13 protein-coding genes are annotated in these 15,552 nt (G+C 37.7%); 5 read left to right on the plus strand and 8 right to left on the minus strand.

The features are described 5' to 3' along the window. The first annotated feature begins 96 nt into the window (after nucleotides 1–96). On the plus strand, nucleotides 97–858 hold the full coding sequence (locus QMN06_RS11975; protein ID WP_281970351.1) for a hypothetical protein: 762 nt from the start codon (nucleotides 97–99) through the stop codon (nucleotides 856–858). On the opposite strand, the gene QMN06_RS11980 is transcribed toward QMN06_RS11975, so the two are convergent. The 4 genes from QMN06_RS11980 to QMN06_RS11995 form a co-directional block, all read right to left on the minus strand. Then, nucleotides 855–2,936: a tetratricopeptide repeat protein gene (locus QMN06_RS11980; RefSeq protein WP_281970352.1), complete on the minus strand. Its 2,082-nt coding sequence runs from the start codon at nucleotides 2,934–2,936 to the stop codon at nucleotides 855–857. The two genes, QMN06_RS11975 and QMN06_RS11980, sit on opposite strands and share 4 nt — an antisense overlap. A gap of 130 nt (nucleotides 2,937–3,066) precedes the next feature. Further along, nucleotides 3,067–4,404 (minus strand): hypothetical protein, encoded by a 1,338-nt coding sequence (locus QMN06_RS11985; RefSeq protein WP_281970354.1) that lies wholly within the window; start codon nucleotides 4,402–4,404, stop codon nucleotides 3,067–3,069. 29 nt (nucleotides 4,405–4,433) lie between these two features. Continuing rightward, nucleotides 4,434–5,474, minus strand: coding sequence for a DUF459 domain-containing protein (locus QMN06_RS11990; protein WP_281970356.1), 1,041 nt, complete (start codon nucleotides 5,472–5,474; stop codon nucleotides 4,434–4,436). A gap of 2 nt (nucleotides 5,475–5,476) precedes the next feature. Beyond that, nucleotides 5,477–6,706, minus strand: a complete 1,230-nt coding sequence (locus QMN06_RS11995) for an MBOAT family O-acyltransferase (protein ID WP_281970357.1) — start codon at nucleotides 6,704–6,706, stop codon at nucleotides 5,477–5,479. 278 nt (nucleotides 6,707–6,984) lie between these two features. Here QMN06_RS11995 and QMN06_RS12000 point away from each other — a divergent pair, with 278 nt between their 5' ends. Further along, complete coding sequence (locus tag QMN06_RS12000; protein ID WP_281970358.1) at nucleotides 6,985–7,770, plus strand: hypothetical protein; 786 nt, start codon at nucleotides 6,985–6,987, stop codon at nucleotides 7,768–7,770. A 5-nt stretch (nucleotides 7,771–7,775) separates the two neighbouring features. Here the strand turns inward: QMN06_RS12000 and QMN06_RS12005 are convergent, their stop codons facing one another. Further along, on the minus strand, nucleotides 7,776–8,465 hold the full coding sequence (locus QMN06_RS12005) for a glycosyltransferase family 2 protein (protein ID WP_281970359.1): 690 nt from the start codon (nucleotides 8,463–8,465) through the stop codon (nucleotides 7,776–7,778). Between the two features lie 55 nt (nucleotides 8,466–8,520). Between QMN06_RS12005 and QMN06_RS12010 the strand changes: the two genes are divergently transcribed. Continuing rightward, nucleotides 8,521–9,285 (plus strand): glycosyltransferase family 2 protein, encoded by a 765-nt coding sequence (locus QMN06_RS12010; protein ID WP_281970360.1) that lies wholly within the window; start codon nucleotides 8,521–8,523, stop codon nucleotides 9,283–9,285. Between the two features lie 149 nt (nucleotides 9,286–9,434). Beyond that, nucleotides 9,435–10,829, plus strand: a complete 1,395-nt coding sequence (locus tag QMN06_RS12015; protein ID WP_281970361.1) for a carbohydrate porin — start codon at nucleotides 9,435–9,437, stop codon at nucleotides 10,827–10,829. 9 nt (nucleotides 10,830–10,838) lie between these two features. Here QMN06_RS12015 and QMN06_RS12020 read toward each other — a convergent pair whose 3' ends face one another. The 3 genes from QMN06_RS12020 to QMN06_RS12030 are packed head-to-tail and all read right to left on the minus strand — an operon-like array spanning nucleotide 10,839 to nucleotide 13,343. After that, nucleotides 10,839–11,816, minus strand: coding sequence for a tripartite tricarboxylate transporter substrate binding protein (locus QMN06_RS12020; protein ID WP_281970362.1), 978 nt, complete (start codon nucleotides 11,814–11,816; stop codon nucleotides 10,839–10,841). A gap of 34 nt (nucleotides 11,817–11,850) precedes the next feature. Next, nucleotides 11,851–12,609, minus strand: a complete 759-nt coding sequence (locus tag QMN06_RS12025) for a substrate-binding domain-containing protein (RefSeq protein ID WP_281970363.1) — start codon at nucleotides 12,607–12,609, stop codon at nucleotides 11,851–11,853. A gap of 11 nt (nucleotides 12,610–12,620) precedes the next feature. Further along, nucleotides 12,621–13,343, minus strand: coding sequence for a pseudouridine synthase (locus QMN06_RS12030; protein WP_281970364.1), 723 nt, complete (start codon nucleotides 13,341–13,343; stop codon nucleotides 12,621–12,623). A gap of 165 nt (nucleotides 13,344–13,508) precedes the next feature. On the opposite strand from QMN06_RS12030, the gene QMN06_RS12035 reads away from it, so the two are divergent. Then, entirely contained in the window at nucleotides 13,509–15,443 is a 1,935-nt protein-coding gene (locus QMN06_RS12035; RefSeq protein ID WP_281970365.1) for an alkaline phosphatase PhoX, read from the plus strand. The last annotated feature ends 109 nt before the right edge of the window (nucleotides 15,444–15,552 follow it).

Consider the following 15,552-nt stretch of genomic DNA (forward strand, 5'->3'; position numbering starts at 1 on the left):
AGGTCCCCTAATTACGCAGCAATTAACTGACTTTGGTTTTGTTTTTAAGCCGAATTAGCATATGATGGCTTATTTCAACCCAACTTCTAACGATCTTTGCTAATACTAAAACTCATCACCGTTCCACTATTTATCGTACTGATTAGTTTTGTCGGAAGAAAATGGGGCTCTGAAATTGCCGGTACTCTCGGCGCCTTTCCAGTGGTGGCTGGTCCTATTCTGTTTTTTTTAACCCTGGAGCAGGGCTTAAGCTTTGGTGCCAAGGCAAGTATTTTTGTCATTTATGGCTCTGTTAGTTTACTCATCTTTGGCTTAACGTACGCTTGGGTTTGTCGATTTTTAAGTTATATCCCCTGCCTTTTCATATCCCTGATAGCTTGGTATGTAAGTGCCTTTGTACTTTCATTATGTCCTCAAGATTTATTTTTTTCAGCAGCACTTTCCCTTAGTTTGCTTTTTGTTATTCCGTATTTATTACCTAAAAGTAATATTCAAAATAAATCACTGCCAGGTATAAAAGATCTACCAATTCGTATGATTGTAGGCATGCTTTTAACCATTTCTATTACATCCCTTGCTAATCATCTGGGCGCAATATGGAGCGGCATACTATCTGTATTTCCAGTTGTGACCTTAGTTCTCGTCGTTTTTGCACACCGGTCATATGGTCAAGAACACGTCCTTCAAGTTTTTAAGGGCTTATCAAGGGGTGTTTATTCCTTTGTTGCCTACTTTGTAATCTATGCTTTATGCATTGAGCATCTAGATCTTTGGCAAACTCTATTGGCAAGCTTAACGGGCAGTCTATTGGTACAACTTTTCATTCGCATCAAGTTTTTACGCAGACAAACGATTTAATCTAATAGTTCTTTTTTCAAATCTTGCGCCAGCTTTGTAAACGTTGATGTCCAATCATTTGAAAATTCTTGACGATAGATTGTCATAGAGTTGTACCAAGGAGTATCAGTTCGTTCCAACATCCATCGCCAATCGGGACAATACGGTATTAATAAAAATGTTTTTTTCGCCAAGGCACCGCTTAAATGCGCCACACTCGTATCAACACTAATCACAATATCCATTAACTCACATAATGCCGCTGTGTCATCAAAGCTTTCTAATTGATCACCATAAGACTTAAATAGTGGATACTTTTTAATCAACTCACGATCAACATCGCGCATCTCTTTTTGCAAGGTAATGTACTCAAACTCTTGCGGTAGAAACGGGATAATATTAAACAACAAAATACTTCTATTTTGATCATTTTCATGCAACGGATTACCGCTACACACTAAACCAATTCTGGGTTTCTTTTTATCACCAAGTATGCTTTTCCATTTGGTTACATAATCTGGATTTGCCTGTAAATATCCCTGAGCTAATGGAATAGTCTGAACTTCTAACTCAAGTGCTGCAGGTATGCTCAATAAAGGGCTAAAGTAGTCAAAATGAGGTACATCATCTTTATATGGAATAACTGCGCTCACCCCAGGTATTTGCTTCATTAAGTTAACCAAGGGTTTTTGTACCTCAAATATAACCTTAGCGCCTCTTTTGGCAAGTTCAGGCATCAGACGTCCAAACTGTATGGTATCTCCAAGGCCTTGTTCGATATAAATCAAAATGGTTTTACCCTCTAAAGATTCATTTCCAGTCCAAAGGGGTTGATCATATTCACGTAATTTTGTAACTAATGACTCTCTTTGCCAACGATACTCATACAACCTAAAACCTTCTTTATATTGACCCAAAGTCAACAACACCATCCCACGCGCAAACTGGGTCTCTATATCCGTTGGGTTCGTTGATAGAATAAATTCAAATTGCTCAAGAGCTTCTTCTAATTGATTCAGCTCTTTAAAGATATTGCCTAAGTTATAAAGTCCTCTTTTGTAATTTGGCTCAATCTCCAAAGATTTGACATAAGCGTCTATGGCAAGGTCGGTTCTTTTTAAATCATGCAGAATATTTCCTAAATTGGAGTACGGCTCAGGTGAATTCGGGTTTGCCTGTACGGCGCGACTGTAATAAACTGCTGCCTCATCAAAAGCTTTTAATCTACGAAGTGTATTGGCTAAATTAGTCAATACATCGTAATAATTTTCATCAATTGCTATTGCCTGTTGATAACACGCAATAGCGTCATGCAAATAAAATGTATCTTTATAGACATTGCCTAAAGAAAAATAACTTTCTTTATGATCGGGCTTTAATTGAGTCACTTTGAAAAAGTCTTGTCTTGCCAAGTCATTCAATTTTTTAGCCACATAAGAATTTGCTCTGGCAATCAAGGCTTCAACAAAATTGGGTTGAACCTCAATGGCTTGGCTATAGGATGCAATGGCAAGATCTAAATCTTCAAGCCCTAAATATGCATTCCCACGATTGAGTAACGCATTGATATGCGTGGGTTGCAGCTGAATAACTTGGTTAAAATCTAAGATAGCTTCTGGTAAGTTTTTGATACGACTATAAGCATTGCCACGGTTATATAGTGCCTCGATATCCTTTGGATTTCTCTGAATTAATATGTCATAAATATCCAAAGCATCTTTAATACGATTGATTTCTGTAAATAAATTAGCTAAATTAAATTCAGCATCCGCAAAACCTGGTTTTAAACGTAAAGCTTTTTTGTAATCCATCTCCGCTTCTGGGTATTTTTTTAATGCAAAGTACACAGTACCTCGATTATTCAAATAATTTTCATCTGGCTGAATCTGAATTGCTTGATTCAAGTATTTAATCGCTTCTTGATGTTTTTCTTGTATGTAAGCAATCAAGCCCAATCCATGTAATGCCTCAGGGTTTTTAACTTGAATTTTTAATAAAGATAAATAACTCTTTTGAGCTTCTTCTAAATTGCCTTGGGCATGCAAATTTTTTGCCTGCGCTAGTTTTTGAGCTAAATAGAGGGCTTGCTGATTCATCATGGCAAACGTTTCATTCGGGTGAGATAGGTCATTTTATAATCATAATCAACCGAATTCGGTTGTATCCTTCAGTCAGCCTCTATAAATACCCTCTATTTGAGTATTTATACCTAATTATCATTTTTGAGGTTCAGTTCTTGGTGTTTAGCATCTGTTGCAATTGAATATCTCGACTAAACAGTCTTGCCGTTTCTTGATAACCCTGAACAGTTAAATGAATTAAGTCTTTCGCCATGAGTGGTGGGGATTGTTTAATCCAGGCATAGGCGCCGCCAGGCCCCCCCATGGCATCTTGCCAACTCCAACTTGAACAAGAGAACTCTTTGCCCACCTGCCCTTGGATTTGTGTAATCTCCTGATGAATCTTTGAATACATTAAAAAATCAGGCATGGGGGCAGCTTTAACTAATTTTTTCTTCCCTTTGGTATAGGTTCTTTTGTACCAAACACCTCGATCAGTTGGGCCCATTAATAAACAACTTGATTGTGGATAAATACTACGGAAATTTTTTAATGACTCTCTTAATAAGTTGGCATACGTCTTTCCATCAAAAGGTAAATGACTGCCTTCGTTGGTGCCATATTCTAGAATCACTAGATCATAATTTTGAGGAACTTGTAGGCCTGCCACATATTCTTTTTGAATACTTTGTAATCCTTTTACTGTAGCACTTGGAATGCCAAAGGTGTCTAAAAAAACTTTTGGTTGCGTATCGTACTGAGGTATAAAACCATCAATAGATATAGCGCCCTCAATTAAACGAATTTTGACGACACCAAATAAACGGTCTCCTTGAATTTGTAAATTACTTCCATGGGTATTTTGAATATCGAAAATTTCTTCTGCACGATTGTCTACTTGTATTCCAATTTTTGCCGTTGCTTGAATCGTCTTAGAAAATAAGATAGTTAATTTTTGTAACGCATTTGATTGATTATTTTTCGAACGAAAATCAATCCATAAATAACTATCAGAAGTATTAGTGTTAAGCTTGAGTAATGCGGGCCCATAAAACTCTTGGTTAACTCCAGTATAAGAATAATTAAATTTCCAATTGGGGCTTTGACAATATTTTCTAATCGGCAACCGAACGCCCGGCCTTGCCATGGATGGCGGAATAAAGCTAGGTAAAACAGTATCTGAATCTAACCCGATGGTTCTAATCAGTTCTTCTGAGAAAAAATGAGCCGCCGTATGACTATCTCCCCATACACCAATTTTATATGGCTTACCATCTGCATGCTTCGGTAAACTTATTTGCACTTGATTTGATTTTGGTATTGAGTTTTTTTGGATGATTTCTAATAACTCATCCTCAGGGAGGGAGTAAACCTCTTCAAATTCTGAGTTATTTGAGGTTGGTGGATTCGTTGATTTTTTTACAATTGGACAGACAAGATCTGGGCTTTGGCTTAACCCTTGAATGTTCATCAAGGCTTGTGCATATATTTGAGGACTTATGCACATAGCTAACCCACATATAAATAATTTAAATTTCACTCTTGATCCAATTGTTGAACTGCTTGAACAACTTGTTGACTAATTAATCGTAACGCAGTTGGTGTGAAATGAATACCATCACTTGCGCGCATCAGAATATCTCCCTTTGCCGGATCCTTAATATATGCCTTATAAGGTTGATCAAGTGGCCCTAAAAGAACATCTGTTGGAACATATTGATAACTGTATTTGTGCGTTTCTTTTTTAAATACTCTATTTTGAATCATTGCTCCAGTGCGAAGCCTCTCTTCTCCCATATTGGGTAACCCAACCCAAATCACATGTGCTTGATTTTCTTTGGCGAACTTTAAAACGTCTTCAACCCTTTGTCGATATAACTCTTCCCACTCCGTAGAAGGAAATTTATAAACCTTTTTATTTTCATAAATATCCCAAGGGTCGTTCGGCCCTAAAAAAATAATCACTAATTTATAGTTTTCTTTTGCAATACCTTCTTTTATTTTTGTTGGCCAATCAAAATATCTTTTAACGGTTAACCCTGTGCTTTGCTTACTTAAATCCACTAAATTTGCCTTAGGATAGGTTTTTTTCAAGGCATTAATGGCAATCGGTGCCACTCCTTGCATCATAGAATCACCAGCAAACATGACTTTCACATTACTTGATTTGAAAGGTAGTGCAGGTGTTTTATTTTGTTCTGGAGTTCCTAAGGTCACATACTCAATATTATTTTTTAAATAGGCGAGTTGAGTCTCATCTAAGCTATTTGTATTGTTTATCACTTCTTCGGATTTCACTACCGCAGGAGCAATCAGACTAGATGAACCCGCATCCTTAAAAGCTATTTTTTGTTCAATCGTCGTGACGTTCATACGATCAAACTCAGGTTCTTTACGTTCAGTAACCCCTAATATTTGTTTCATCCGAATCGATGGCGTTAATGCTTGTTCTGGAATGTATTGAGAAAGATAAAAGTGAAATCTTGAAGCAAAATATTGATCTAGTGAGTCTAACCATAAAAACGAGTTGGCTGCCACAATCACGAGAAACCAAGGAAGTAATTTTCTAGATTGCATATTTAAAACCTATAGTAAATAAATCCGGGAATGCCACTTGGTCCAGCAAATATAATCCAATATACAAATGCCGTCACAATAATAAATAAACGCCATCCCCAATATTTTTTGATCTTCAATATGAACCAATTTTCGATAGGTTCAGCCCGAAAACTTAGTTTATAAAATAGTATGGTCAAAGCAATTAGTTCTAAATGTTCAAATGTAAATTTACCAGTTACATTTGAAAACTGTCCTATTAACTCAAATGCTTGATGAATATTTTCTGATCGAAAAAAAATCCATGCAAGACATACAAATAGAATTGTTAATATTTTAGTTAGAACGCTGTTTAAATGAATTTTTAATTGGTACTGATTGATATTTGAAATAACCACTCCCAATGCATGCAAGGCGCCCCAAATCACAAAAGTTAAACTAGCTCCATGCCATATTCCACTCAGCGTCATGGCTATAAAAATATTAATTTGGGTTTTTGTAAAGCTCCCTTGATTTCCTCCCAATGGAATATAAACATAGTCTCTAATAAAAGTGGATAAAGAAATGTGCCATCGTTTCCAAAAGTCTTGTAAATTTTTTGCTAAGTAGGGTTGTCGAAAATTTAAAGGTATTTGGTATCCCAATAAATAACCCAGTCCTGTTACCAGTAATGTATATCCAGAAAAATCGAAAAAGATTTGTAATGCATATGCCCAAGTACCGCTTGTTACCGTTACCAAGTTTTGTTTATCGGGATAGGCAAAAACATCATCAACGAATGAAGTGGCAAGCCAATTTGAGAGCACCACTTTTTGAAATAGTCCTAATAAAATAATATATATTGCTTTTTCTACCTGAATAGCCTGCCCTGCATGTGGCCCATAAAGTTGTGTAAAAAATTCTTTTGCTCTAAATATTGGCCCAGCAAATAAGGTAGGCCAAAACGCTAAAAACAAGAGGACATCTCCAAAACTAATTTGTTTTTTTATTTCTTGAGATTCATTATTTGATTGCCACACCAAATAGGTGATGGCTTGAAAGGTGAAAAATGATATTCCAGCGGGTACTACTAACTCAAACAATGGCATGTGTTGCATAATTCCCATTGAGCTTAAGACTTCATTTGAGATTTCTCGCGCAAAATCATAGTATTTTGTTACGACAAGTAAACTTAAACTTATGCAAATTACTATGCTTAATTTAAGACTTTTACTATTTTGGAAAGGTTTTTCTGTACATACCCACTTACCCATCAGCCAAATGATGAGGCTGTAGATAAACAATATAGCGGTAAATTTGACCGACCAACTTGCGTAAAAGAGATAACTAGTCAGAGTTAAGAAATAAGTTTGAAATGTTTTATATGTCTGCAAATACCAATAAATGCCGAAAAATATCAACGCAAGGTAACAGAACTCGGGGCTTATAAAACTCATTTATATTGCATTTTCTAATTGACTAAATGGCTATTCTTTATTTGTTTTCAATATTAAATAGTTAAAATACAATATTATTTTAATAGGATATCCAAATGCGTCTTCTCTTTAGTCGTGTCCTGCCTTTTTTCTTATTAATATTCACGTCTTTTTCTCATGCTGTTTTTCTCGATGAGATTCAGGTTTATGACGGTGAAATTAATGAGCCAGGTGAGTTTGGTCTTGAAATTCATGCAAATACAACCTTCTCTGGTCAAACCTCATCTAGTTTTCCTAATCAACGTGTATCACAAGGTGGTGTTCGATTAACTCCAGAGTTTAGCTACGGATTAACCAAAACAGTTGAGTTGGGTTTTTATTTACCAACCAATTACACCCCCGATTATGGCTATGAGTCTGCTGGTTATAAAACTCGAATTAAATGGTTGCCAATTCAAAATTCCGATACACAACCTTGGGCACTTGGTGGTAATTTTGAATACTCTGTACTTAATACAGGTATGGAATTTCCTCGTAAAGGGGCTCAATTTAGAGGAATTGTTGCTTGGAAAAATGATCAGTGGTCATTGGCATTCAATCCAGTGATTGACTCGGGTCGCTCAGATGGTCAAAACAGCGATTGGGAGTTGAATTACCAAACACGCGCTATTCGACTGACCAATATTGGCCCAATCACAGGATATGGTTTAGAGTATTACCAGGGTCAAACCGCTGTGAATAATTCCACCCCTAACTCGACTCCTAAACAAATTTTTGCGATCTTGGAACTTCAAACATCAGGTACCTTTTTAAATGGTATGAATGTTCATATGGGCTTGGGTTATGGATGGGACGCTGGCGATCAATGGACCCTCAAAATGATTTTTTCGCCAAAAATCTAGTCGATTTATATTTTTTCAGTAACAGTGTTTTCTTCAGGAGTTGTATCGCTATTTTCAGTTGAAGTTTCTGCTCCCAAATATTCATACTTTAAAAAATTTTCACGATGTCTTCGGTAATATAAAAGACCTTCGTTAATGCTAGAAACAGTTGCTCCTTGTTCTAACATTTTGTCCCACAAATTCCAATCTTCTTGAGGATGTTTGCCATTCTCAAATCTCTTTTTATAGCCAATTTTCTGCCCAAGGCTCGTTCTATACAACATTGAACCATGATGTTGTTGATGTCGATTCCAGTAGTGATCACCCTGATACCTTTGAGTCTGACCTGGCACTCTAATGAGTATTTCATCCTTTAACTCACCAGTAACAACAATGTCATAAGTAACGATATCGGTTTTAGCAGAAGACAATAACTCGATCGAATCCGACCTAAGCCAATTATCTGCACCAATAAACATGACATATTCTGTTTTTACACGACTCAACATATCTTGAAAATTTTGAACTGTGCCAATATTTTTTGGTCGCATCACATACTCTATATCTTTATATAGATTTGGTAGATGCTGACAATCCTTTGCTCCATCATCTACAAAAAAGATTTTTTCTGGAGACTGACTCTGTGCAAGGATGGATTCTATACAATGGGCTGCTAAGTGACCATATTGATAGGAGGCGACGACAATTGTTATCATATGTGAAGCATTAGAACAGACTTTTAATGACAACGTTTTTTTACCTATTTTTTTAATGATCCCTTCTATTTCTGTAATACTCATCACTAAAAATGAAATTCTGAATATTGCTGAATGTCTTTCGTCATTGTCTGGTTTTGCTGATGAAATTGTTGTCGTCGACAACCAAAGTAGTGACGGCACCCTTGAAATTGCTCAAGAATTTAATGCCAAAATCATTCCAACAAGTTCTTGGCCTGGATTTGGACCTCAAAAAAACATCGCACTAAGTCATGCTTCTTGCGATTGGGTTTTATCAATCGATGCGGATGAGCGTTTAACTCCTGAATTAATTCAAGAAATGAAGTCCCAATTGTTAGATCCCCATGATGTTGTTTGCTTTGCCATACCGCGACTTAGTCAGTATTGTGGTAAGTTTATCCATCACAGTGGTTGGTATCCTGATTATGTTGATCGTTTATTTAAAAGGGGTCAGGCTCGATTTTCTGACCATTTAGTTCATGAACGGCTTTTACCTGATGGTAAAACCAAACAGTTGAAGAACCATTTAATCCATTACAGTTATCGCAACTTTGAACAAGTCATTAACAAAGTCAACCAATATTCAACTTTGGGTGCTGAGCAGGCATTTCAACATGGAAAATCTTCATCTGTCTTTTCTGCCGTTGTACATGGTTTTTGGGCGTTTTTTCGTACTTTTATCTTGCGGCGAGGTTTTTTGGATGGAAAATACGGCTTTGCGTTGGCGATTTCTAATGGTCAGGCTTCTTATTACAAATACATTAAATTAATGTATTTGAATCAACACAATAAGAAATAATTGACTTAAATAACCTCATAGTTACATATAGCTTAAGTAAAATCTAAATTAACTTTATGCATCAACAGATGAGAACGATTCTCATTTGTGTTATATTATTTTCAGCATGTTAAGTCACTTTTTAATTGTTTTACGTTTTTGGAATTTTTATGTTTAAGCTTGGCATTGCCGCTTTAGTCTTACTTTACTCATGGGCATCTTTTGCACAAAATGTGAGTGAAGTATCTATTTCTGGTGATCGCCCTGCAATTGAGTCCAATACAAAAACCTCTGATAGTGAAACTGAAGAAGTTGAAAAATTTAGTATTCACGCTCAATCAACTTATATTAATCAATTACATAATAGTTTTTACTCGTCTTACAATGGCCAAAATAGTTTATTAAGCCGTACCGAAGGTGCTGATGGTCGTAGTTACTCATTAAGTGGTACTCTTTTTCTTGGTGCGAGGCTTTGGCAAAACACGGAGGTCTATTACAATCCGGAAATGTTCTCCGGCACACCGTTTACTAGTTCACTGGTCGGTCTAGGTGGGTTTCAAAACGGCGAATTACAAAAGGGGGCTTATGCACCACCAATTTATTACACGGCTCGAGCATATGCGCGTCAAACCTTCCAGTTTGGTGGTGAACGTGAATATCTAGAATCAAGCGCAAATCAATTAGCAGGTTATGTTGATACCCATCGACTCGTCATTAGCGCGGGTAAATTTAATACCCTTGATTTTTTTGATGATAATTCTTACAGTCATGATCCCCGGACGCAATTCCAAAACTTTGCTATTTTTTCGATGGGTGCCTATAACTATGCAGCTGATATAAAGGGCTATACAGTCGGTGTGGTTGCAGAATGGTACAAAGATAACTGGCTGTTAAAAGCGGCTCGTTTAGCCCTGCCCAAAGTTCCAAATACCGCAGATTTAGATTACTCTTTATCTGAAAATTATGGTGATCAAATTGAACTAACGCGTGAACATAAAATTGCTGATCAACCGGGTGCCATCAGACTTTTGTATTTCCGAGCAAATGCCTTCATGTCTAATTATCGTGATGCCATCAATCTTGGGATCCAAACTAACAGTACTCCGGATATCCTGAATTCTAGATATGGTCAGCAGAAGTTATGGGGATATGGCGTTAATTTGGAACAAGCCATCTCAAATGATGTTGGGCTTTTTGCTCGTTGGAGCTGGAATACGGGTCAAACAGAAACCCAAACCCTTGATATAAGCCAATCCCTATCTGGCGGAGTTTCTATTAAAGGCACTTCTTGGGGGAGGTCGGATGACGTGATTGGTATTGGTTATGCCGTCAGTGGAATCTCTGCATCACAAATTGAATACTTACAACGAGGTGGGATGACGGCTTTTATAGGGGATGGCAATCTTCAATACGAACGTGAAAAAATATTTGAGGCGTATTACAGTATCAAGGCATATAAAGGGGTTTTTCTAACAGCAGATTTTCAGCGAATTGAAAACCCTGCATTTAATAGTGCAAGAGGTCCAATCAATATATTTGGCTTAAGAGCTCATATTGAAATGTAAGCTCTAGTGTCAATCAATCGTAATCTTGGCTTGTTTAACCACTTTACCCCAACGAGATTGTTCTGCTTGAATAAATGTCATAAATTGCTCTGGGGTATTGCCAACTAAGATCGCTCCATCTTCGAGCATGCGATGCGAATCTTCTTTAGAACTCAATATTTTGACAATCTCTTTTTGTAATTGATCAATGATTGGTCGTGGAGTTCCTGCCGGAGCAATGAGGCCATACCATTGCGAGGTCTCAAACCCTTTATATCCAGACTCGGCAAGTGTGGGAACTTGAGGAAGACTTTTAGAGCGATCTCCTGAGCCTACTGCTAAGGGTCGCAGAGTTTTACCTTTTATCTGGCCAATTAAAGAAGGTAAACCATTAAATGTTGCCTGAATCTGTCCACCAATGAGGTCTGTCAACATGGGGCCTGAACCTTTATAAGGCACATGTACAAGATCAATCCCCGCCTCTGAGGCAAAGTACTCCATTGCTAAATGGCCTGCACTCCCATTGCCAGCAGATCCATAATTAATTTTTCCAGGATTTTTTTTGGCATCAGCTACAAAATCAGCAATAGTTTTATATGGACTCTTTTCACTTACAGCGATGACATTTGGAACTTTGGCAATCAGAGTAATCGGAGCAAAATCTTTATTTGGATCATAGGGTAGTTTTTTTCCAAATAATGCCGGGTTCACCGCTAATGTACCGACATGTCCTAAGATCAATGTGTAGCCATCTGGATTGGCGCGCTTTACTTCTTCCATGGCAATGTTTCCTGCGCCACCAGGCTTGTTTTCAACATAAACTGATTGGCCTAACGCATTGGTCAGCCCATTAGCAACTGATCGTGCCACAATTTCTGAAGTCCCTCCTGTCGCGAAAGGTACTATCAATCGAATCGATTTTTCGGGATATGCCGCAATTGATTGTCCTGACAAAACTCCAAAACCAAAAATGATGAGTAGATTTTTTATCGCAGAATATTTCTTCATTATTTTCACTTTTATTTGAATGTATTGCTTGAGCTTAACGAACAGGGCGTAATCCAAATTTGTTGAGTGTTTTCGCCCCCATTTCCGATTGTATTAAATCAAGAAACATAGCGATGTTTTTATCCTTAGGGTCGCAACACCATACTGCATACCTAGATGATAATTCAAATTCCGCTGGCAAAGGCCCCAACAAAGTCTTCGCATCTGCTTGAATAATTTCACTTACTTGTGTAATACCTAATTCAACTTTTTTAGATTGAACCAACTTCATGGTTTCAACACCATCCTTGGCAAGTGTCGATTTGGCTAATACTTCTTTTTCAATCTCTAATTTTTTAATGATTTCTAAAAAATGTACGCCGACGGTTGCACCTCTCGCAGGATCTGAAAATGCGATGGATTTTGCATTTAATAATGCGAGTTTTAATTCAGTGGCGTTCGAAATGGTCGGTTTAAAATCCCCAGAAAAAGCAATGCCGCCCAAAGTATCCGCCAAAGGCATTGGCGCTGTTCCTTTCACCACGCCAGTACTGAGAGCTTTCTCAAGTCTGATAATCGTCGTAATTAAACAAGCACTCTGAGTATCAGCAATAAACTTACTTTCAGCAGCACCTGCTGTATCAAAGTCATTAACAATTGGATTCGAAGGATTCGTTTGATTAAGTTGTTGTGCAAACTCAATCATTGGCAACTTCACTCCAGCAGCAGAATAAAATCGATATTCAGATGCTTGACTACTCGTCGTAACAGCAATAAACGCCCAAAACAACAAGAATCTCCCAACATTTTTCATTGTGTTCCTTATCAACCAAAGAGGTCATTGATATCTTTTTGATTTAACCAACGCCATTGTCCCTCAATTAAATCATGTGGCAACACATAATTACCTATTGCATGACGATGTAAGCCCTGCACATGATTCCCAACTGCAGCTATCATCCTTTTTACCTGATGATAACGACCTTCGACGATTGTCATTTCTAGTAAATGCTCTTCTTTTTTTAAGCAGTGTTTTGCGTTACAAGGTTTTGGGTCATCGTCTAATACAACCCCATTGAGAAGATGCTCGATCTGCTGATCCTTGATGGGCTCAGCCGTCTGAGCCCAATATACTTTGCCTATATTTTTTTTGGGTGTTGTCATTTGATGAATAAACTGCCCATCATCAGAAAGTAGTAGCAATCCAGTTGTATCTTGATCTAAGCGTCCAACACACTGAATCCCTCTCTCAATCAACGGCACAGGTAAAAGGTTATATACACTAGGATGATGTTTGGTTTTATGAGAGCACTCATAGTTGGCAGGTTTATGAAAAGCAATATAAGCTTTTTCTTGATAAGTCCACTCAACGCCCTCAACTTCAATTAAAAGATTTTCTGGGGAGATCATTGCGTCAGGGTCGTCTACAGGCTCACCATTGACTTTCACTAATTCCGCCAAAACAAGGTTAGCGCAGTGTCTCCTAGTCCCAAATCCTTGACTAAACAGGATTTTTTCTAAGGGTAAGGGTTTGGGTGATTTGATCATGTAATTAAAAAGTGAGCCTGAATAAACTTATCTTAAATCATTCCCGTCTTGGTAAATGAAATTGAAAAACGAACTTCTTACTGCATTTAGTCCCTGTTTGTTATTTTTGTCATAACAGTCATTTAATATAAGGTTTTTGATATTAATCCTTTTTAAGTGATCGTTATGAAAAACTATTCTCGTCGTGATGTTCTTAAACTAGCGGTATCTGCACCCATGTTTCCACTTGCCACTTCTGGAACTATGGCTCTTTTTACAAGCGTTACTCAAGCAGCCACTAAAGATCTAAAAATTGAATCCGTATCTTTTGTCTCCATACCCGCTCCATCTTTAAGTAATCCTAGCGCGATGGCAAGTATTGAAATTGGCTCGGCTTTGGAAGTAAGTTATGCCAATGGGCTAAAGAAATCATTTCAATTATCTTATGAACCATTTTTCATAACAGGCAATATGGTTTCTGATGGTAAAGGCTCTCAAACCTTAGCGGGTGGATATTACGATATTAATAATCGCCCGATCTTTGATCGATCTGTTGCTGGTAAAGAGCGTCATATTTTTTCTGACTGCCCCGATGGAACTTCTTTATTAAAGCTTCCAAAGGCCAATGTAAAAGGCATTAAAGGTAAGCCTGTATTTGCAGTTGTTCAATTTGAATACACTACTGCAAATTTAAAAGGGGATAAAACTTATGGAACACTCCCTTCTTCGATTGCGGTATTAACTTTAGATCAAGATCAAAAAACCGGGAAATTATCTCTCGTTCAATATTCTAATGTAGATACATCATCGGCCAAGGGACTATGGATTACCTGCGGCTCAAGCTTATCGCCTTGGAACACACATCTTTCTAGTGAAGAGTATGAGCCTGACGCTCCTTTCATTGCAGAAAATAAGCGCTTTAAAGAATTTAGTAAAAATTTATTTGGTGATGAATCTACTGCTAACCCATATCATTACGGCCATTTACCAGAAGTTACGGTGCAACCAGATGGCACTGGGAAAATTGTGAAGCACTATTGTCTCGGTAGAATCTCGCATGAACTAGTTCAAGTCATGCCGGATAATCGTACTGTATTAATGGGTGATGACTATACCAATAGCGGCCTTTTTGTATTTATTGCTGATCAGGAAAAAGACTTATCTTCTGGAACCTTGTATGTGGCTAAATTAGGTGTTGGCTTTTCTATTAACCCAGGTGATGCCGGTAACTCTTTAGCTTGGATCAAGCTAGGCCATGCAACTAGTGATGAAATCAAAGCATTAGCAGATCGATTAAAACCCAGCGACATTATGACGGTTTTAAAAACCGATCCAAATGATTCTAGTTTTACTAAAATCTTCTATGACGGACAGGCCAACTGGGTGAAACTTAATCCAGGAATGGAAAAAGCTGCGGCATTTTTAGAGACTCATCGTTATGCCTATTTAATGGGTGGCAGTATGGGCTTTAGCAAGATGGAGGGCACAACTGTCAACATCAGAGATAAGATCGCTTACACAGCACTTCAGAATATTCAAGACTCTATGGTTAAAACCGGTAAGGGCTGGAATGCAAATAGTGGTATCGCCCTGAATGAACCTCTCATCGCCGGTGGTATTTTGGCACACCAATTATCTGGCGGTCTCAAAGATCAAATGGGTAATACAATTCCGAGCGAATGGATACCTCGCCAAATGTATCCCCTTCTGAAGGGTGAAGATATTGCGGCTGATGCTTTGGGAAATTTAGCTAACCCAGAAATTGTTTCTAATCCAGATAATTTAAAGTTTTCTGAAAAGCTCAGAACTTTGTTTATCGGTGAAGATAGCTCAACTCATGTCAATAACTTCGTTTGGGCTTATAACGTTGATACCAAACAGCTTAGTCGAATTATGTCTATGCCTGCGGGAGCTGAGGCAACTGGACTCGGAGTGATTGATGATCTCAATGGTTGGACTTATTTAACATCTAATTTTCAACATGCCGGAGATTGGCTGCCAAAGCTTCATGACAAAGTGAAGCCAACTTTAGATCCTTTGGTTAATGCAAACTATAAAGATAAATTTGGTGCTGCCGTTGGTTACATCACAACCAAATCGGTTGGTATCAAACTTTCCTGACCAAAATTGTATTGAGGATGACGCCAAATTCCTCAATTATTTAAATAACATTTATTGATAAGTAGGCTCCCTTGTTCAACAAGGGAGAACCCTATTTAAGGGATGTAAA

Origin of the sequence: Polynucleobacter sp. SHI8 (genome assembly GCF_027944005.1) — a bacterium.
Taxonomy (GTDB): domain Bacteria; phylum Pseudomonadota; class Gammaproteobacteria; order Burkholderiales; family Burkholderiaceae; genus Polynucleobacter.